Origin of the sequence: Streptomyces sp. NPDC051207 (assembly GCF_040682395.1) — a bacterium.
Taxonomy (GTDB): domain Bacteria; phylum Actinomycetota; class Actinomycetes; order Streptomycetales; family Streptomycetaceae; genus Streptomyces.
In genome coordinates, this window is sequence record NZ_JBFBAX010000009.1 from 145,609 (window position 1) to 162,309 (window position 16,701).

16 protein-coding genes are annotated in these 16,701 nt (G+C 74.0%); 9 read left to right on the forward strand and 7 right to left on the reverse strand.

What is annotated here, in order from left to right; genetic code table 11:
• Nucleotides 1–89 precede the first annotated feature (89 nt).
• The 3 genes from AB0M97_RS12065 to AB0M97_RS12075 all read left to right on the forward strand — a co-directional run bounded on the left by AB0M97_RS12065 (nucleotide 90) and on the right by AB0M97_RS12075 (nucleotide 2,065).
• Nucleotides 90–332 (forward strand): DUF397 domain-containing protein, encoded by a 243-nt coding sequence (locus AB0M97_RS12065; RefSeq protein ID WP_365960682.1) that lies wholly within the window; start codon nucleotides 90–92, stop codon nucleotides 330–332.
• Between the two features lie 171 nt (nucleotides 333–503).
• Entirely contained in the window at nucleotides 504–1,406 is a 903-nt protein-coding gene (locus tag AB0M97_RS12070; protein WP_365960683.1) for a universal stress protein, read from the forward strand.
• Nucleotides 1,407–1,567: 161 nt separating this feature from the next.
• Complete coding sequence (locus tag AB0M97_RS12075) at nucleotides 1,568–2,065, forward strand: hypothetical protein (protein ID WP_365960684.1); 498 nt, start codon at nucleotides 1,568–1,570, stop codon at nucleotides 2,063–2,065.
• 64 nt (nucleotides 2,066–2,129) lie between these two features.
• Here AB0M97_RS12075 and AB0M97_RS12080 read toward each other — a convergent pair whose 3' ends face one another.
• Both AB0M97_RS12080 and AB0M97_RS12085 read right to left on the reverse strand, forming a co-directional pair.
• On the reverse strand, nucleotides 2,130–4,094 hold the full coding sequence (locus AB0M97_RS12080; RefSeq protein ID WP_365960685.1) for an N-acetylmuramoyl-L-alanine amidase: 1,965 nt from the start codon (nucleotides 4,092–4,094) through the stop codon (nucleotides 2,130–2,132).
• A 280-nt stretch (nucleotides 4,095–4,374) separates the two neighbouring features.
• Entirely contained in the window at nucleotides 4,375–5,514 is a 1,140-nt protein-coding gene (locus tag AB0M97_RS12085; protein WP_365960686.1) for an aminoglycoside phosphotransferase family protein, read from the reverse strand.
• A 243-nt stretch (nucleotides 5,515–5,757) separates the two neighbouring features.
• Here AB0M97_RS12085 and AB0M97_RS12090 point away from each other — a divergent pair, with 243 nt between their 5' ends.
• On the forward strand, nucleotides 5,758–7,248 hold the full coding sequence (locus AB0M97_RS12090; protein WP_365960687.1) for a hypothetical protein: 1,491 nt from the start codon (nucleotides 5,758–5,760) through the stop codon (nucleotides 7,246–7,248).
• Nucleotides 7,249–7,254: 6 nt separating this feature from the next.
• On the opposite strand, the gene AB0M97_RS12095 is transcribed toward AB0M97_RS12090, so the two are convergent.
• From AB0M97_RS12095 to AB0M97_RS12110, 4 genes are all read right to left on the reverse strand, one after another.
• Nucleotides 7,255–8,619 carry a SpoIIE family protein phosphatase gene (locus tag AB0M97_RS12095; RefSeq protein ID WP_365960688.1) on the reverse strand — a complete coding sequence of 455 codons (1,365 nt, stop codon included), beginning with the start codon at nucleotides 8,617–8,619 and terminating at the stop codon, nucleotides 7,255–7,257.
• A gap of 290 nt (nucleotides 8,620–8,909) precedes the next feature.
• Nucleotides 8,910–9,923: a Gfo/Idh/MocA family oxidoreductase gene (locus AB0M97_RS12100; protein ID WP_365960689.1), complete on the reverse strand. Its 1,014-nt coding sequence runs from the start codon at nucleotides 9,921–9,923 to the stop codon at nucleotides 8,910–8,912.
• A 145-nt stretch (nucleotides 9,924–10,068) separates the two neighbouring features.
• Nucleotides 10,069–11,730, reverse strand: a complete 1,662-nt coding sequence (locus AB0M97_RS12105; protein WP_365960690.1) for an alpha/beta hydrolase — start codon at nucleotides 11,728–11,730, stop codon at nucleotides 10,069–10,071.
• A 334-nt stretch (nucleotides 11,731–12,064) separates the two neighbouring features.
• Nucleotides 12,065–12,550 carry a nucleoside deaminase gene (locus tag AB0M97_RS12110; RefSeq protein WP_365960691.1) on the reverse strand — a complete coding sequence of 162 codons (486 nt, stop codon included), beginning with the start codon at nucleotides 12,548–12,550 and terminating at the stop codon, nucleotides 12,065–12,067.
• A 122-nt stretch (nucleotides 12,551–12,672) separates the two neighbouring features.
• Between AB0M97_RS12110 and AB0M97_RS12115 the strand changes: the two genes are divergently transcribed.
• The 3 genes from AB0M97_RS12115 to AB0M97_RS12125 all read left to right on the forward strand — a co-directional run bounded on the left by AB0M97_RS12115 (nucleotide 12,673) and on the right by AB0M97_RS12125 (nucleotide 14,240).
• Nucleotides 12,673–13,449 (forward strand): GNAT family N-acetyltransferase, encoded by a 777-nt coding sequence (locus tag AB0M97_RS12115; protein WP_365960692.1) that lies wholly within the window; start codon nucleotides 12,673–12,675, stop codon nucleotides 13,447–13,449.
• Nucleotides 13,450–13,582: 133 nt separating this feature from the next.
• Nucleotides 13,583–13,915, forward strand: coding sequence for a DUF952 domain-containing protein (locus AB0M97_RS12120; protein ID WP_365960693.1), 333 nt, complete (start codon nucleotides 13,583–13,585; stop codon nucleotides 13,913–13,915).
• A 64-nt stretch (nucleotides 13,916–13,979) separates the two neighbouring features.
• Entirely contained in the window at nucleotides 13,980–14,240 is a 261-nt protein-coding gene (locus AB0M97_RS12125; protein WP_365960694.1) for a hypothetical protein, read from the forward strand.
• Here AB0M97_RS12125 and AB0M97_RS12130 read toward each other — a convergent pair.
• A complete protein-coding gene (locus AB0M97_RS12130) occupies nucleotides 14,237–14,677 on the reverse strand; it encodes an SPW repeat protein (protein WP_365960695.1) in 441 nt (146 codons plus the stop codon). The genes AB0M97_RS12125 and AB0M97_RS12130 overlap by 4 nt on opposite strands.
• A gap of 279 nt (nucleotides 14,678–14,956) precedes the next feature.
• Here AB0M97_RS12130 and AB0M97_RS12135 point away from each other — a divergent pair, with 279 nt between their 5' ends.
• On the forward strand, nucleotides 14,957–15,313 hold the full coding sequence (locus AB0M97_RS12135) for a YciI family protein (RefSeq protein ID WP_365960777.1): 357 nt from the start codon (nucleotides 14,957–14,959) through the stop codon (nucleotides 15,311–15,313).
• Complete coding sequence (locus AB0M97_RS12140) at nucleotides 15,313–16,500, forward strand: RNA polymerase sigma factor (protein ID WP_365960696.1); 1,188 nt, start codon at nucleotides 15,313–15,315, stop codon at nucleotides 16,498–16,500. The genes AB0M97_RS12135 and AB0M97_RS12140 overlap by 1 nt, the downstream gene beginning before the upstream one ends.
• Nucleotides 16,501–16,701: the final 201 nt, after the last annotated feature.

Here is a 16,701-nt window from a genome sequence, read left to right on the forward strand (position 1 = left end):
TCCCGAAAGGTACACCTCACGTGGCCTGTCGGCGCCACGCACCGCTCGCTAGGCTGACCGCGGACGACGCAACCGGGAGGAGCACGGACGTGGCCGAGAGCATCACTCAGCAGCGCCCGCTCACGGGCTGGGACAAGCCGGAGCTGGACCTGAGCAACGCGCAGTGGCAGTCGACCAGCGGGGGCCTGGGGGACGTCCAGATAGCCTTCGTCGAGGGCTTCATCGCCATGCGCAACAGCGCCCGCCCGGAGAGCCCTTCCCTGATCTTCACCCCGGCGGAGTGGGGCGCCTTCGTGTCCGGCGCGCGGGAAGGCGACTTCGACCTCACCTGAACGGGACACCCCGCACACCCGGCCCGGCGGCGCCGGCTTGCGCGCGCACCGGCCGAACCGGGGGTGTCAGGGCCGACTTTCCGGACACGCGACCTCGAGCACCGTCCCGGGGCCCGGCCTGAGCGAGGCTGGCCCCAGGAACGGAACAGCGTGACCCGGAGGTGAGGGACCATGAGCACTCTGCCGGTCGTCGCGGCGGTCGACGGTTCGGACGACGGCCTGCGCGCCCTGGACTGGGCCGTCGACGCCGCCCGCCGCCGCGGCGCCCCGCTCCGGGTGGTCCACGTACGGCAGTACGCCGCCTGGGCACGGCTCGACACCCTGGCCACCGCACCGCCCGACGCGGCCACCGACCCGGTCCTCGACGGGGCGCGCGGCCGGCTCGCGGACCGCGCGGACGCCCCGCCCGCGGAGTACGTGCTGCTGGAGGGCGCCCCGAGCGCGGTCCTGCCCGAACTGGGCGCCACCGCCCAGCTGCTGGTGCTCGGCTCCCGCGGTCGCGGGGGCTTCGCCGGCCTGCTGCTCGGCTCCAACGGCATGGCCGCCGCCCGTGACGCCGAGTGCCCCGTCGTGGTCGTGCCCCGCCCGGGCCGCGAGGTGCACGGCGAAGGGCCCGGCGAACCCGGCCCGTTCGTGGTGGCCGGCCTGAACGTGGACAGCCCCGACGAGGCCACGCTCGCGTTCGCCTTCACCGAGGCGGCCCTGCGCGGCGCCCACCTGCGGGCGGCCGTCGCCTACCCGTGGCCGCCGCCCGCCTGGCTGGTCCCCGGCGAACTCGCGCCCCCGCTGATCGACCAGTCGGCCGTCGAGAGCGAGACCCGCTCCCTCGCCGAGGGCTTCCTCGCCCCGCACCGCGCCCGCCACCCCGAGGTGCGTGCCGACGCGTACGTCGTGCCGGGCGACGCGGCCGGCGCGCTCGTCGCCGCCTCCAGGGATGCCGACCTGGTCGTCGTCGGCCGCCACCGGCGCCGCCTGCTCGCCCCGGCCCGCCTGATGGGCTCGGTCACGCAGGCCGTCCTGCTGCACGCGGCGAGCCCGGTCGCCGTCGTACCGCCGACGCCGCCGCAGGACTGACACGCGCGGCCCCACCGCCCCGCACGGCACGACACCGCACGGCGGCGGAGTACCGCGGGACGGCGCGGCGCCCCCCCGCCCGGCCGGTGGACCGTGCCGGACCTGGTGTTCACCGTCCGACCGGGCGGCACCGAGCGGCCCCGGGCACGTACCATGGCGGCATGTCGTTCCTCCGCCGCCGCAGCGCAACGCCCGCCGGGCCCGACTTCGACGTACTGGCCATGGACCCGGGCGACTGGCCCGGAAACCTGGGCGCCGGACTGCTGCCCGCTCCCGACGGCACCTGCCAGGGCGTCTTCCTGCGCTACGACCTGTTCGGCGGCCGTGGCCCCGCGATGATCATCGGCAATCTGCCGGAGGGCTCCCCGGCCCGCGAGATCCCCGAGGGCCAGGTCCCCTTCGAGGTGGCCCAGCTGCTGCTGGCCCTGGAGAACGACGAGGAGATCACCGTTGTCGGCACCGAGGACGTGCCGGTGATGCAGGGCGACAACCTCCTGATCGTGCGGCGCGTCAAGCTCTCCGAGAGCCGCATCTCCTGCGTCCAGTTCGACCGCAGCGACAACGTCCTGGTGACCATCGCCGCCTGGGACCGCCCCATCACCGACGACCTGTACGCGCTGCTCAAGCCGCTGCCCGCGGAACTCTTCCAGCAGGGCTGAGCGCACCGGACGGCACACCCCGGGCCGGGACCCCCGAGAGGGTTCCGGCCCGCGGTCGGTGCGGCTAGCCCGCGGACGGCAGCAGCTGGACGTCCGCCGCCCGGACGAAGGCCACCCGGTGGCCGAACTGGATCTCGTAGTACAGGTCCGTGCCGGTGACGACCTGGTGGGACGCCGCGTCGAAGGCCACCGCGTAGTAGTACTGGCCGGGCACCCTGTCGCCCACGACGTACTTCTGCCCCGCCGGCAGCCTGTACTGCAGCGGCGACACCGACTGCGCCGGCACCCCCGCCGGATAGGCCTCCTTCTCCGGGTACGCGCGCCCGTACACCGGTACGCTCTCCAGGCCCTCCTTCGGCGTCACGACCAGGCCCTTCGCGGGCACCGCCGTGGGCTCCTTCGGCGGGTTGCGGAACCAGGCCTTCTGGCCCAGGTACCAGATCGCCGTCCAGTCGCCCCAGCGGTCGGCTACCGCGTACTGCTGACCGGTCGACACCCGCGAGGAGATGTCGTTCACGCCCTTGGTCGGGGTCCTGCCCCGGCCGATGTCCGTGATCAGCGCGGAGTTCTCGTCGTGGTCGGAGTACAGCCGCACCGCGCTGGAGCCGTGCGTCGCGCACGGCCGGCCCGCGGTGGCGCAGCCCGTGAACACCGGCCGGTTCGCGGCGTAGTCCGGGCGGATCGTCACCAGCCCGCCGTTGGGCCCCGCCGACGGCTGGAACGGGCGGCCGAGCAGCTGGAAGTAGTGCGCCCAGTCCCAGTACGGTCCGGGGTCGGTGTGCATGCCCGCCACCGTGGAGGCGGTCGGCCCCGGCACGTTGTCGTGGCCGAGGATGTGCTGGCGGTCCAGCGGCACGTCGTACTTCACCGCGAGGTACTTCACCAGGCGGGCCGACGAGCGGTACATCGCCTCCGTGTACCAGGAGTCCGGGTTCGCCAGGAAACCCTCGTGCTCCAGGCCGATCGACTTGGCGTTGACGAACCAGTTGCCCGCGTGCCAGGCCACGTCCTTCGCCTTCACGTGCTGGGCGATGTGCCCGTCCGTGGAGCGCAGCGAGTAGTGCCAGGACACATAGGTGGGGTCCTGCACCATCTTGAGCACGCCCTCCCAGGCGCCCTCCGTGTCGTGCACGACGATGTAGTCGATGGACGGGGACGCGGGCCGGTTCGCCAGGTCGTGGTTGCCGTAGTCGCCGTCCCCGAACTGCTCGTACGGCGCCGGGATCCACTCGCAGGACACCGACGCCGGGCACTCGGTCCCGGCGTTGGAGGACCGGCGCAGGCCGGTGCGCGCGAGCTGCCCCGTGTCGGGCTCCAGGCCCGGACGGGCGGCCAGGGCGACGCGCTGACCGGAGTCGGTGGTGCGTTCCCCGCCCGCCCGGATCAGCTCGAAGACGTCGTTCGCGTACGCCGACGCCGTCGCGGTGTCGTCGGCGCCCGAGAAGCGGGCCACCGCCCCGTACCAGTCCGCCGGGTCGTCGCTGAGCGGTTCGCCCAGCTCCTTCTGGGCGGCGGCCAGCAGCGCGGCACCGCCCGCGACGTTGGCCGCCGGGTCGCTGCGCAGCCGCTCGGCGCCGAGCCCTGTCAGTTCGGCCGCCTCCGGCAGGGTGCGCAGCCGGGCCGGGAGGTCCGCGGTGTCCGGCAGCGCCGCCTCGGGGTGCAGCGGCGGGCGGGCGCTGTCGCCGCGCGGGTCCTCGGTGCCCTCGCTGTGGTGCGGGGCCGAAGCGAGCGCGGTCCGGGCGTCGGTGAGGTGCATGGGGCCGTAGCCGCCGGTCACGCTCGGGGCGCCGGCGTGCGTGTCCCAGCGGGACTGGAGGTAGGAGACGCCCAGCAGCACGCTCTGCGGCACCCGGTACTCCGCCGCGGCGGAGGCGAACGCCTGCTGCAGCCCCTGCGCGGACGGCTCGTCGCCGGACGGCGCGGCGCCGAGCAGCGGCAGCAGCAGCGCCGCCGTGGCGACGGCGCCCGCGGCACCACGGGTGCGTCTGCGCCCGGCCGCCCGGTTCGGTTCGGTGGCGAATCCTCGCAAAGCAGCCTCCTGGGACAGACGGGCGGGACAGCCCTGCGGGGCCGGGCTGCGTCAGTGGTACCGGCTGGCCGACGATCCGTCAATCATGCCCAGAGGCAGGGATTTTCCCATGTCAGGCGCCACGCGCGGGAGTTTCGCGCCGACCCGTGCCGGGCCTGCGGGGCGTCAGTGGAGTACACCAGTGGCTGCGCGGTCGAGGCTGTGCCCAACGGTGGGACCGGCGCACAACAAAGACCCGCGGCACGTCCTGTCCGGACATGCCGCGGGCCCTGGGCTCCGGTCAGCGGGTTCCGACCGCCGCCCGCACGGCCCGCCGGGCCATCTGGACGTCGTCGTGCAGCCGCCGCAGCAGCAGCCGCTGCTCCTCACCGGACGGCAGGGCGCCCGGGTGGGCCGTACCCGGTGCCGTCGGGGCCGGGTCCTGCATGGAACGCTGCACGGCCGTCTCGTACGTGCGGATCTCACGGGTCAGCACCAGCATCAGGTTCACCAGGAACGCGTCGCGCGACGCCGGTCCCGCCGACTGCGCGATCTGGCTGATCTGGCGCCGCGCCACGGGCGCGTCCCCGAGGACAGACCACAGCGTCGCCAGGTCGTAGCCCGGCAGGTACCAGCCCGCGTGCTCCCAGTCGACGAGCACCGGGCCGGCGGGCGAGAGCAGGACGTTGGAGAGCAGTGCGTCGCCGTGGCAGAACTGCCCCATGCCCTGACGGCCCGCCGAGTGCGCGATGCCATGGAGCAGCTTCTGCAGGTCACCGAGGTCCCGGTCGGTGAGCAGCCCCAGCTCGTGGTACCGGGAGATCCGGGCCGCGTAGTCCAGCGGCGCGTCGAACATGCCCGCCGGCGGGCGCCAGGCGTTGAGCCGGCAGATCGCGCCGAGCGCCGCCCTGATGTCCGCACGCGGCGGCGCCTCGACCGGGTGGCGCTGCAGTGCCACCGTCCGTCCCGGCATCCGCTCGATGACGAGGGTGCAGTTGTCCGGGTCCGCCGCGATCAGCCGGGGCGCCCGCACAGGCGGGCGGTGCCGGACGAACGAGCGGTAAGCAGCTATTTCGTGCCGGATGCGTTCGGCCCACGCGGGGGAGTGGTCCAGTAAACACTTGGCGACGGCCGTGCTGCGTCCGGTCGTTCCGACCAGGAGCACGGCCCGGCCGCTGCGGCGGAGCACCTGCACCGGGGCGAACTCCGGGCAGATCCGGTGCACCGACGCGATCGCCGTACGCAACTGGGCGCCCACCGGGCCGGACAGATCGAGTTTCCCGCTGAGCGGCTGGCCGCCGGGCCCCGAGGGGCGTCGTGTCCTGCCCGTCCCGAGGCCGGGTGCCGCCGTTCGCGCGGGGGCCAGGTAGGGGCCGCTCCCCGCCGGACGGGCGTGCAGCGACCGGGGCGGGGCGGACACGGAGGACGATGCTGCGTACATGGGCGATACAGATCCCTTCGTGTGCCTGCTGTGCCTGCCTTGCGTACACGCCGTCCCGTCCCGGCCCCACGGATGCACCCTGGGGAATGCCCGGCGGTGACCGGGTCGGGGTGGCGCATTCCTACCTGACACCCGGGGGCCACTGGCACACCATCTGGCGCACCCTGGCGAACCGTGGCGAATAGTCGCCCGGCATGTCTGCCGGGGCTACTGTCAACTCAGCCGAGAACCTGGGGGCTTGACGTGAGCGGACAACCCAACACCCGGCTCGCGGACCTGTTCGGCCTGGCCGGCTGGTCCAAGGGCGAACTCGCGAGGCTGGTCAACCGGCAGGCGGCGGCCATGGGCCACCCCCAGCTGGCGACCGACACCTCACGGGTGCGGCGGTGGATCGACATGGGAGAGATCCCGCGCGATCCGGTGCCGCGGGTGCTGGCTGCCCTGTTCACCGAGCGTCTCGGCCGTGTCGTGACCATGGAGGACCTCGGTCTGGTCCGGCACGGGCGTACGGGGAAACGGCAGGGCGGCGGGAGCGTGGAACGCCCCGACGGAGTGCCGTGGGCGCCCGAGCGGACCGCCGCGGTCCTCACCGAATTCACGGGAATGGACCTCATGCTCAACCGACGCGGTTTGGTGGGCGCGGGTGCCGCGCTCGCCGCGGGATCCGCACTCAGCAGTGCCATGCACGACTGGCTGCACACCGACCCGGCGCTGGCCGCCGACGCTCCCGGACTCGATCATGCCCTGCGCGCCGACCCCGCCGGGTTCGACCGTTACGAGGCCGCCCCCATCGGGTCGCAGGAGATCGAGGAACTGGAGCGTTCGGTCGAGGTGTTCCGGGCCTGGGACGCCGCCCGCGGCGGCGGGCTCCAGCGCAAGGCCGTCGTGGGGCAGCTCAACGAGGTGGGCGGCATGCTCGCCTACCGTCACCCACCCCATCTCCAGCGGCGCCTGTGGGGCGTCGCCGCCAACCTCGCCGTCCTCGCGGGCTGGATGTCGCACGACGTCGGCCTGGAGCCCACGGCGCAGAAGTACTTCCTCATTGCCGCCCACGCGGCCCGGGAGGGCGGCGACCGGCCGCGCGCCGGGGAGGCGCTGTCGCGGGCGGCCCGCCAGATGGTGCACCTGGGCCGGCCCGACGACGCGCTGGACCTGATGAAGCTCGCGCAGGCCGGTTCCGGGGAGCGCGTGCTGCCCCGCACCCGGGCGATGTTCCACACCATCGAGGCCTGGGCGCAGGCGTCGATGGGCAAGGGCCAGGCGATGCGCCGAACCCTCGGGCAGGCGGAGGACCTCTTCGTCTCCGACAAGGCGGACACCGAAACGCCGGACTGGATGCTGACCTTCAAGGACGAGGACCTGTACGGCATGCAGGCCCTGGCCTACCGCACCCTGGCGGAGTTCGAGCCGGGCGCGGCGGCACACGCCCAGTACTACGCGCGGAAGGCCCTGTCGCTGCGCAACGACGGGCGTGAGCGGTCGAAGATCTTCGACCATCTGTCGATGGCGTCGGCCTGCTTCATCGCGGACGACCCCGAACAGGCGGACCGCTACGCGCGGCTGGCCCTGATGTCGATGGGCTCGAACTCGTCGCGCCGCACCTGGGACCGGCTGCGGGAGATGTACCGGCTCACCGCCCAGTACTCCGGCTACCCGAACATCCAGCAGCTGCGGGAGGAGATCAAGCTGGCGCTGCCCAAGCAGAAGGGCAGGTCCGGCAACGCCCGTGCGTAGGCGGTGTCATGCCGTGACCCTGGCGACGAGCAGGCAGCCGCTGGTGTCGCGGTCGGTGCCGCCCAGCTCCCGCGCGACCACGCGCACGCAGTCCTGGGCGCTCCCGGCCCGGGCCAGACAGGGGGCGAGCGCGAGGAGACGGTCCACGGCCGGTGTCGTGCCGCCCGGCGGCAGCAGCCCGTCGGTGCGCAGGAGCAGCAGGTCGCCCGCTTGGAGGGCCTCTTCGGCCTCCGCGTGGCCGGGTGCCGCCAGGGCACGTCCCGTCCCGGCGCGGAACAGCAGCGGGGCGGCGCGTCCCGCGCGCGCCCACACCAGGGTGCGGGTCCGCGGCTGGTAGCGGCAGCACACCGCGCCGGTCAGGCCGGGCTGCGCGGAGGCCCGCAGTAACTCCTCGGCCAGCTCCAGCAGCCGGCCGGGCCGGGTGCCGGCCATCGCCAGGCCGCGCAGGGCGCCCAGCAGCATCGTCACGCCCGGGGTGACGGCGGCGCCGTGGCCGGCCAGGTCGCCGGCGCCGAGCAGGGTCTCGCCGTCGGGCAGGCCGAGCGTGTCGCACCAGTCGCCGCCGGCGAGTCCGCTCGTGGTCGCCGGCAGCTGGTGGGCCGCCAGGTCGAGGCCCGGCGTGGCGGGGTGCGGGAGCCGCGGGGAGCCGTGCCGCGCAGGCACCGCTTCCCGCGGCTCGACCGCGGGCCCGTGTCCGGTGTCTGCGCGAATCCCCCGGGGCGGGAGCGAGTCACGGGTCTCGCTCACCGCCCGTCGGCGGCGGCGCAGTTCGCTGACGTCCCGCAGCACGGCCCACATGGAGACGGTGCTGCCGTCGGCGGCCAGCACGGGCTCGCCCATCATGTGCACGGTCCGCACGTCGCCGTCCGGGCGCACCACGCGGAACTCCCCGTCGACGGGCCGGGCGTCGACCAGGCAGTCGGTGACCATCGCCGTCAGCTTCGGCCGGTCGGCGCCGTGCATCACGCAGGGCAGTTCGTCCAGGGTGAGCGGGGGAGCGGCGGGGTCCCGGCCCAGGATGTCGTACAGCTCGGCGGACCAGCGGGCCTCGTCCGTGCGCAAGTCCCATTCGGCGCTGCCGACCCGGCTGAGCAGCGAGCCGGGCGACGGCGCCCCGAGGCGGGTGGGGACCGGCAGCGGGCCGTCCCGCAGCTGCGCCAAGTGCTCGCCGAGGTCGTCCAGTTGATACATCGCCAGATCGCACAGCGCGCGCCGCCACCGGCACCGCGGGTCCGATCCGTCGGCCGGCGTGCCGCGCCGTACGGCGTCCACGTCGCCCTTGAGCCGCCGCGTCTGCGATATCAGCGCGTCCACCGGACCGCGCCCCGGCGGCTGGGCGGCCGAACGGATGGCGGGCTGATGGGGCGGCATGACGGACTCCGATGGGGGGACGGTACGACCGGGGCGGACGGAGGGAGCGCTACGACTGTCGCACAGCCCGCGACGCCCTGTGAGGGAATCGGCGAGACCCGGCACGCTGATGCTTCTGGCATATGCCACCGTCTTCGCAGAGCAGCACGGGAACGCGCTCGCCGTATGTCGACGGGGCCCCAAGTCGTGCGGAAGGTACGGCACTTGGCGTGGGACCTCGAAAGGACAACCCGTGCCGGCTCAGGTGTTCGGTGAGCGTGTGTTCCCATCGGAGTGGGAGTCACGGAGAGTCATGCGTACAGCTCCGGTCGCGGGGCGAGGTCGACGGGGACGCGGGCGCCGGTCTCCAGGGACTCGACCCCCGCCTCGGCGACCACGGCCGCCGCGTAGCCGTCCCAGGCGCTCGGGCCGGTGACCGTGGATCGCCGGACGGAGTCCACCCAGGACTGCACCTGGCGGTCGTAGGCGTCCGCGAACCGGACGAGGTAGTCCTGCGGCACCTCCGCGCGGGCACCGCCCCCGGCCGTGACCGTCATCGCCCGCTCCTCGCCGATCCGCGCGCTGCCCCGCTCGCACACGGCCTCGCAGCGCACCTGGTAGCCGAAGCCGCAGTTGACGAACACCTCCACGTCGACCAGGGCGCCGTCCGCGGTCTCGAACAGCACGAACTGCGGGTCCAGCAGGCCGGAGGGCGCGCCCGAGGAGGAGGCCGGGCGCAGCACCGTCACCGCGGTCAGCTCCTGCCCGAGCAGCCAGCGGGCCGCGTCGATCTCGTGCGAGACGGAGCTGCTGATCAGCATGTCACTGGTGAAACCGGGCGGGGACGAGACGTTGCGGTGGACGCAGTGCAGCATCAGCGGCCGACCCAGGCGCCCGCTGTCCAGCAGCGCCTTGAGATCCCGGTACTCGGCGTCGTGCCGCCGCATGAACCCGATCCGCGCCAGCCGCCTGCCCAGCCGCGCCTCCGCCTCCATCACGCGCAGCGCGCCCGCCGAGTCGGACGTCATCGGCTTCTCGCACAGCACCGGCAGTCCCCGGGCGAACGCGGCCAGCAGCGCCTCCTCGTGCGCGGGGCCCGGCGAGGCGATCAGTACGGCGTCGACGCCCGGCGCGTCGAGCGCGGCCTCGGTGTCCGTGTGCACCGAGACGCCGCCGATGCCGACCACGGCGTCCCGGGCGCGCGCGTCGTCCGGGTCGGCCACGGCGGCGACCCTCGCCCCGCTCACCACCCGGTCGAGACGTCGTATGTGGTCGGCGCCCATGTGCCCCGCGCCCAGGACCGCCACACCCAGCAGCTCGGCCATGCTCCGTCGACTCCTCTCCCGGTCCGTCGCGCGGACCGGGCATCGGCCTGCGCGACGATCAGGGTTTCATGGTCGTCAAGGCCCGGGTGCGCCGCTGGTCGCCCGCCTCCTGTCACCCGCCGCTCGCTGCTCGCCGCCCGTCGTCTCAGTCGTCGTCCTCGTCCGGGCCGCAGGAGCTGCCGTGCGGCGGCAGGGTGCCGTACAGCAGGAACGCGTCGATCTTGCCGTGCACGCACTTGGAGGACGCGTAACCGGTGTGGCCCTCGCCCTTGTTGTCCAGCACGACGGCCGACGGGCCGAGCCGCTTCGCCGTCTGCTCGGTCCAGCGGTACGGCGTGGCCGGGTCGCCGCGGGTGCCGACCAGCAGCATCTTCGGCGTGTCGACGTCCTTGACCTGCCGGCGGATGTAGTCGGTGCCCTTCGGACGGCCGTGGCACATCAGCACCTGCGCGAGCCGGTAGCGGCCGAACACGGGCGACGCCTGCTCGTACCGGCCGCGCAGCCGGCGCAGGTTCTCCGCGACCCTGCCGGGGGCCGGGCGGTCGGGATCGTCCGCGCAGTTGATCGCCATCAGCGCCGCCGGCAGGTTGTCGAGCGGGACGTCCTCCTCGTCCACGAGACCGCGGTGCGTCCCGCTGTTCCTGCTGTCCCTGCTGCTCCACTCCCGGCCGCGCCGCTTGCCGTGGCCGCCCTCCTCCTTGTCCCGGCGGTCCGTACCGGCCCGCTGGGGGATCGCGAAGCCGCCCGAGGTGAAGGCCTCGACGCCGCGTGTGTCGCCGTCCTCGACCAGCTGGGCGAGGGCCCGCTCCAGCAAGGGCCACCTGTCCTTGCCGTAGAGCCCCTGGCCGATGGCGCCCACCAGGTCCTGGCCGGAGAACGGGGCGCCGAAGCCCGTCGGCACCGGGTCCTCGTCGAGCGAATCGATGAGCTGCACGACCTGCTCGCGGGCGTCGCGCGCGTCCTGGCCGAACGGGCAGGCGATGCCCTTCACGCACCAGTCGAGGAAGTTCTCCAGCGCGGTCTGCTGGCCCAGCGCGCGCACCCGCGCCTGCTCGGTCAGCGGCTCCGTCAGCGTGTCCACGCCGTCCAGCGCCAGTCGGCCCACCTTGTCCGGGAACTGGGCCGCGTACACCGCGCCGAGCCGCGTCCCGTACGAGAAGCCCAGGTAGGTGAGCTTGTCGTCGCCGAGCGCCGCGCGGATCACGTCCAGGTCCCGGGAGGTGTTGACCGTGCCGATGTGCGGCAGGACCGGCCCCGAGTTCTTCTCGCACTCCTCGGCGGCCTTGCGCAGCTGGGCCAGTTCGGGGTGCGGGTCGTTGACGTCGCCGTCCCCGTCGGTCGCCTCCGCGAGGTCCTCGAAACCCTCGCCGCAGCTGACGGGGGAGGACCGGCCGACGCCGCGCGGGTCGAAGGACACCACGTGGTAGCGGTCCGTCAGCTCCATGAAGTCCTCGCCGCCGAGCGCGAGTTCGCTGACGCCCGCACCGCCCGGGCCGCCGAAGTTGAGCACCACCGAGCCGTGCGGCTTCCCGGTCGCCCGGTAGCGTGCCACGGCCAGGTCGAGCGTGCCGCCCTCCGGCCTGCTGTAGTCCAGCGGGACGGTGACCTTCCCGCACTGCAGGTCCTTCGGAGCGTCCTGGCCCTCGCAGGCCGCCCACTTCACCGTCTGGCGGTAGAACCGGGACAGGCCGGGCCCGGCGTCCTGAGCCACCGCGGCCGGCAGCCCCGCGCCCAGCAGCGCCAGGCCGACCGCCCCGGTGACCGCGCGGCGCCGGGTCGAGGGCCGCGTCGACAGCTTGGCCAGCATGGATGCCTCCAAGGGCGCCCCGAGGGACCGGGAGTGCGGCGCCCTCGATCACCATAAGCGGCACCCGGAAGGCCCGCCTCCGGACGAGCGGGACGGCCCGGGATGCCTTAGGCTGCGCGCCGTGCGGACGGGCGGGCCGCGGGGTTGCCCGCTGCCGCGTCGTCGCGCCGACCACCGGCAGCCGTACCGGCCGGTGCGGGCCGCTGGGGGGAAACGGGAGGCCGGGCGGTCCGCCACGTGATCCGCGTGGTCCGCGCGATCCTCTTCCTCCTCGATCGCAGGCACGGGGCAGCGCCCGCCGTCTCTCGGCGGCCGGCGCTGCCGTCCGCCTCCGTCAGCCGCGTCCGTGGTGGAAGCGGCGGTGCAGTTCCCGTACCTCGTCGGTGAGTCCGGGCACCGGGCCGACCACGGCCACGCCGGGTGCCACGTCGTTGACGGGCAGTGTCCGCACCGGGGGCGGGGGCACGTCCCATTCGGCGAGCCAGGCGCCCAGTTGCGCGGACGAGGCGATGTACACGATGCGGCCGAGCCCCACCCAGGCGTGTGCCGCCGCGCACATCGGGCAGTGCTCACCGGAGGTGTAGACCGTCGCCGCCGCCCGCTGCCCGGGCGTCAGATGCGCGGCCGACCAGCGAGCGAGCTCGAACTCGGGGTGCCGGGTGCGGTCCCCGGAGGCCACCCGGTTGTGGTCCTCGGCGAGCACCGTGCCGTCGGCGCCGACCAGCACCGACCCGAACGGTTCGTCCCCGGCCTCCAGCGCCTCGGCAGCCAGCTCCACGCAGCGGCGCAGGTAGGGCAGTTCGGTGTTCTTCACGGCCATGGGCCCGGACCTCCTCGTCCCTCGATGATCACCGGGACTCTACGTCTGCCACCGCGCAGGGCGTCGCCGCCACCGCCGAATGCCGGTTGCCGCGCACCGCGTGCTCCTGCTGCACTGGGCGCATGGATCACACCGCCTTCCTCGCCCTCGTCGACCGCGACCTGCGCGAGGAGGCCCGGCCCGACGGCCCCGACGCCCACGTGGAGCGGTCCGGGGACGTGGTGCGCCAGACCGCTCCCGCGCACGGCTGGAACGGCGTGCTGTGGTCCCGCCTGGACGAGGACGGTGCGGAGGCGGCGATCGCCGGGGAGATCGCCCACTTCACCCGCCTCGGCCGCGAGTTCGAGTGGAAGGTGTACGGCCACGACCGCCCGGCCGACCTCGGACGACGGCTGGCCGGGGCCGGATTCGTCCCCGGGCCCGAGGAGACCCTGATGGTCGCGGAGGCCGCGCGGCTGGACCTCGATCCGGTGCTGCCCGAGGGCGTCCGCGTGCTGCCCGTCACCGACGCGGCGGGTGTCGGCCTGGTGGCCGAGGCGCACCGGGAGGCGTTCGGCGCGGACAGTACGTGGCTGCGTGAGCGGCTGCTCGCCCGGCTGGCGTCCGACCCGGACACCGTGGTCGCCGTCGTGGCACTGGCCGGCGAGGTGCCGGTGGGCGCCGCCCGCATGGAACTGGTGCCCGGCACGTCGTTCGCCGGTCTGTGGGGCGGCGGCACCGTACGGGCCTGGCGCGGGCTCGGCATCTACCGCGCCCTGGTGGCCCACCGCGCCCGCGCCGCCGTCCGGCGCGGTTACCGTTATCTCCAGGTCGACGCGTCGGCCCGGTCGCGGCCGATCCTCCAGGGCTTGGGCTTCGTCCCGCTGACCACGACGACGCCGTACGTGTACACGCCGTAGCCCCGCCCCGCCTGCGGGCCGTGGCCCCGCCGCTCACCGGGCCGGACGCGTCCGCCGGCACGGGGCCGCCAACAGCGCCTGGTCCGCGTGCAATTGATCAGGCAGGCAGCGGTGAGGCCGTAGCGTGGGCCGCATGCCCGAACACACGCACATACTCCACATCACCGAGCGTTCCTTGTGGGACGCGGCCCGCGAGCGCGGCGAGTACCGGGTGTCGACGCGCGGCCGCACCCTTGCGCAGGAGGGCTTCATCCACTGCTCGACGCGCGCTCAACTCCCGCCCGTGGCCGCGTTCCTGTACGGCTCCTACGAGGGTCCCGACGAACTGGTGGTGCTCGTCGTGGATCCCGCGCGGCTGGAGGTGCCGGTCAGGTACGAGGCGCCCGAGCCCGGGGCCGAGGAGTATCCGCATGTGTACGGGCCGATTCCGGTGGACGCGGTGGTGGAGGTGGAGCCGTGGCCGTGAGGGGCGGCCGTGGGCCATGGCGGTGGGTTCTGGCGGCGTCGCTGGTCCCCGTGGCCGTCGCGGCTTGGCTGACATCCAGCCGCACGGCTCCATCGCCCGCCTGACCGTCACCCACGAGAACCTCGCCGACGAGCGCGACCGCGCCGACGCGGCGCCGGGCTGGGCGGCGGTGCTGTCCCACCTCAAGTCGCTGCTGGGGACCGGCAGCCCGCTGCCAGGAGCCCTGGTCGGTGCCGAGCGGCTGAGGCCGCTCCCGGACGCGCGGAGGCCGGTCCGCGCGACGCGGACCGGCCTGTCCGTGCGACCGGTTTCCGTCACCTCCTAGGGCTTCGGCGTGCTCTTGGCCGCCGTGGCGGCGCACACCAGGCCGAGGATCACGGCCAGGGCGCCGATGATGACGTTGTTCCACACCACGCCCGCGTCCGGGTTCTCGCCGACGATCCACGGCGAGACGATCATCCACACGCCCATGGCGCAGAACGCCCAGCTCAGGCCGTACATCCGTTCCGGTGCGCGGGTGAACCCGAGGGCCAGCAGGCCGATCGCGACGCCCATGATCAGGTTGTGGGTCACGAGCGCGGGCTGGCTCGTCGTGTAGTGGAGGATCCACGGGGACGCGGCGCAGTACAGACCGAGCAGGAACACCGGTCCGTCCACGAGCGCCACATCGCGACCGCCGAGCATACGGGCGTACCGTTCCCGCATTTCGGAGGCATCGGGGTGACCGGTGATGTCACCTCTGGTGGGCGAGACATTGGCCATGACTCGTCTCCTTCGACTAGCACGCCTGACCACGTTCGGCGCGGTGTGCGCCGCATATCTCAATTGTGCGCTTATGCCCAAATTTCGGGTAGTGGCTGGAAGGCGCGTGAGTGACGGAGGAGGAGGGTGGTGCGGGCTCCGGAGGCCGTGCGGATTCCTGCGCGAGATCCTCGCGAGAATTTTTTCCGGTGTCGCGTCGCACGGTGTCGATCCCGGCCCGCGCCGTTCGTGTAGGAGGTGATACGACACCCCGATGGTGAGGAGGCCGTCATGACCGCCATGAAGTACTACCTGCTGAACGTGATGCAGCCCGGCTGGGACCAACTGCCCGCCCCGGAGGTGCTGGCCGAGATCAACAAGAACCTCGACGCCTTCCACCGCGAACTGCGCGAGGCCGGCGCCTGGGTCTTCGCCGGCGGCCTGCACAGCCCGGACGCCTCCACCGTGCTGCGCCCCCGGGACGGCGACGTGCTGATCACCGACGGCCCGTACGCCGAGGGCAAGGAGCAGCTCGGCGGCATCTGCGTCGTCAAGGCGCCCGACCTGGACGCCGCCCTGGAATGGGGTCGCAGGGCGGCCCTCGCCACCACCCTGCCGATCGAGGTGCGGCCCTTCATCGGCGACGCCGAGGACTGATGGGCACCGACGTCGAGGCGGTCTTCCGCGCGGAGTACGGCCGCGCGGTCTCCGTCCTCGTCCGCTTCCTCGGCGACATCGACCTCGCCGAGGAAGCGGTCCAGGACGCCTTCACCGCGGCCGTGCGGCGCTGGCCGGAGACCGGCGTGCCGCCCAGCCCGGCCGGCTGGATCATCACCACCGCCCGCAACCGCGCCATCGACCGGCTGCGCCGCGAGTCCTCCCGCGAGGCCCGCCACGCCGAGGCCGCCCTGCTGCACGCCCCCGACGCGCCGACCGAGGAGGGCCCCGTGCGCGACGAACGGCTCCGCCTCATCTTCACCTGCTGCCACCCCGCGCTCGCACCCCAGGCGCGGGTCGCCCTCACTCTGCGCCTGCCCGGCGGGCTCACCACGGCGCAGATCGCCCGGGCCTTCCTGGTGCCCGAACCGACGATGGCCCAGCGCCTCGTCCGCGCCAAGGCCAAGATCCGCGACGCGGGCATCCCGTACCGCGTGCCCCGGGACGCCGACCTCCCCGACCGGCTCCGGGGCGTCCTGGCCGTCGTCTACCTGATCTTCAACGAGGGGTACGCCGGTACGCCCGGCCTGTGCGCCGAAGCCGTACGGCTCGGCCGCGTTCTCGCCGAGCTGATGCCGGACGAGCCCGAGGTCACCGGCCTGCTGGCGCTGATGCTGCTCGTGGAGTCGCGCCGCGCGGCACGGCAGGACGAGCGCGGCGAGCTGGTGCCGCTGCCCGAGCAGGACCGCGCCCGCTGGGACCGGGACCTGATCGCGGAGGGGCAGGCACTCGTCCGCCGCTGCCTGCGCCGGGGCAGACCGGGGCCGTACCAGATCCAGGCCGCCATCCAGGCCGTCCACAGCGACGCCCCGGCCGCCGACGCCACCGACTGGGGGCAGATCCTCCAGCTGTACGACCACCTCATGACCGTGGCGCCGAGCCCGGTCGTGGCCCTGAACCGCGCGGTCGCCGTGGCCGAGACCCGGGGCCCGCGCCAGGCCCTCGACCTCGTCGACGGCCTCGACCTCGCCGGGTACCACGTCTTCCACGCGGTCCGCGCCGACCTGCTGCACCGCCTGGGCCGCGACACCGAGGCCGTACGGGCCTGCGCGAGGGCCGCCGAACTCACCGAGAACCCGGCCGAACGCGCCTGGCTCGAACGCCGCCGCCGCGCCCTCGCACGCTGAACGCCGAAGGCGGCAAGCCTGCCGTGGGCGCCGTAACAGGACGCGCGAGCACGGCCGTTGGCACGGTGACTGGTCTACACCCTTGACTGGTACAGACCAAAGCGGTTGAGTGTGGCTCCACACCCCCCACCCGGCCGCCCCCCACGCCGAGGCGGCCCGCCGGCGCGAGCCCTCACCGGGCCGCGCCGCGGGCTGCCCCGT

Bases quoted from the DNA above. Each gene is read 5' to 3' on its own strand.
- AB0M97_RS12095 (WP_365960688.1), bottom strand. From the start codon at position 8,619: ATGCCGCCCCATCAGCCCGCCATCCGTTCGGCCGCCCAGCCGCCGGGG.
- AB0M97_RS12135 (WP_365960777.1), top strand. From the start codon at position 14,957: ATGAAGTACTACCTGCTGAACGTGATGCAGCCCGGCTGGGACCAACTG.
- AB0M97_RS12130 (WP_365960695.1), bottom strand. From the start codon at position 14,677: ATGGCCAATGTCTCGCCCACCAGAGGTGACATCACCGGTCACCCCGAT.
- AB0M97_RS12120 (WP_365960693.1), top strand. From the start codon at position 13,583: ATGCCCGAACACACGCACATACTCCACATCACCGAGCGTTCCTTGTGG.
- AB0M97_RS12105 (WP_365960690.1), bottom strand. From the start codon at position 11,730: ATGCTGGCCAAGCTGTCGACGCGGCCCTCGACCCGGCGCCGCGCGGTC.
- AB0M97_RS12100 (WP_365960689.1), bottom strand. From the start codon at position 9,923: ATGGCCGAGCTGCTGGGTGTGGCGGTCCTGGGCGCGGGGCACATGGGC.
- AB0M97_RS12085 (WP_365960686.1), bottom strand. From the start codon at position 5,514: ATGTACGCAGCATCGTCCTCCGTGTCCGCCCCGCCCCGGTCGCTGCAC.
- AB0M97_RS12115 (WP_365960692.1), top strand. From the start codon at position 12,673: ATGGATCACACCGCCTTCCTCGCCCTCGTCGACCGCGACCTGCGCGAG.
- AB0M97_RS12070 (WP_365960683.1), top strand. From the start codon at position 504: ATGAGCACTCTGCCGGTCGTCGCGGCGGTCGACGGTTCGGACGACGGC.
- AB0M97_RS12110 (WP_365960691.1), bottom strand. From the start codon at position 12,550: ATGGCCGTGAAGAACACCGAACTGCCCTACCTGCGCCGCTGCGTGGAG.
- AB0M97_RS12140 (WP_365960696.1), top strand. From the start codon at position 15,313: ATGGGCACCGACGTCGAGGCGGTCTTCCGCGCGGAGTACGGCCGCGCG.
- AB0M97_RS12075 (WP_365960684.1), top strand. From the start codon at position 1,568: ATGTCGTTCCTCCGCCGCCGCAGCGCAACGCCCGCCGGGCCCGACTTC.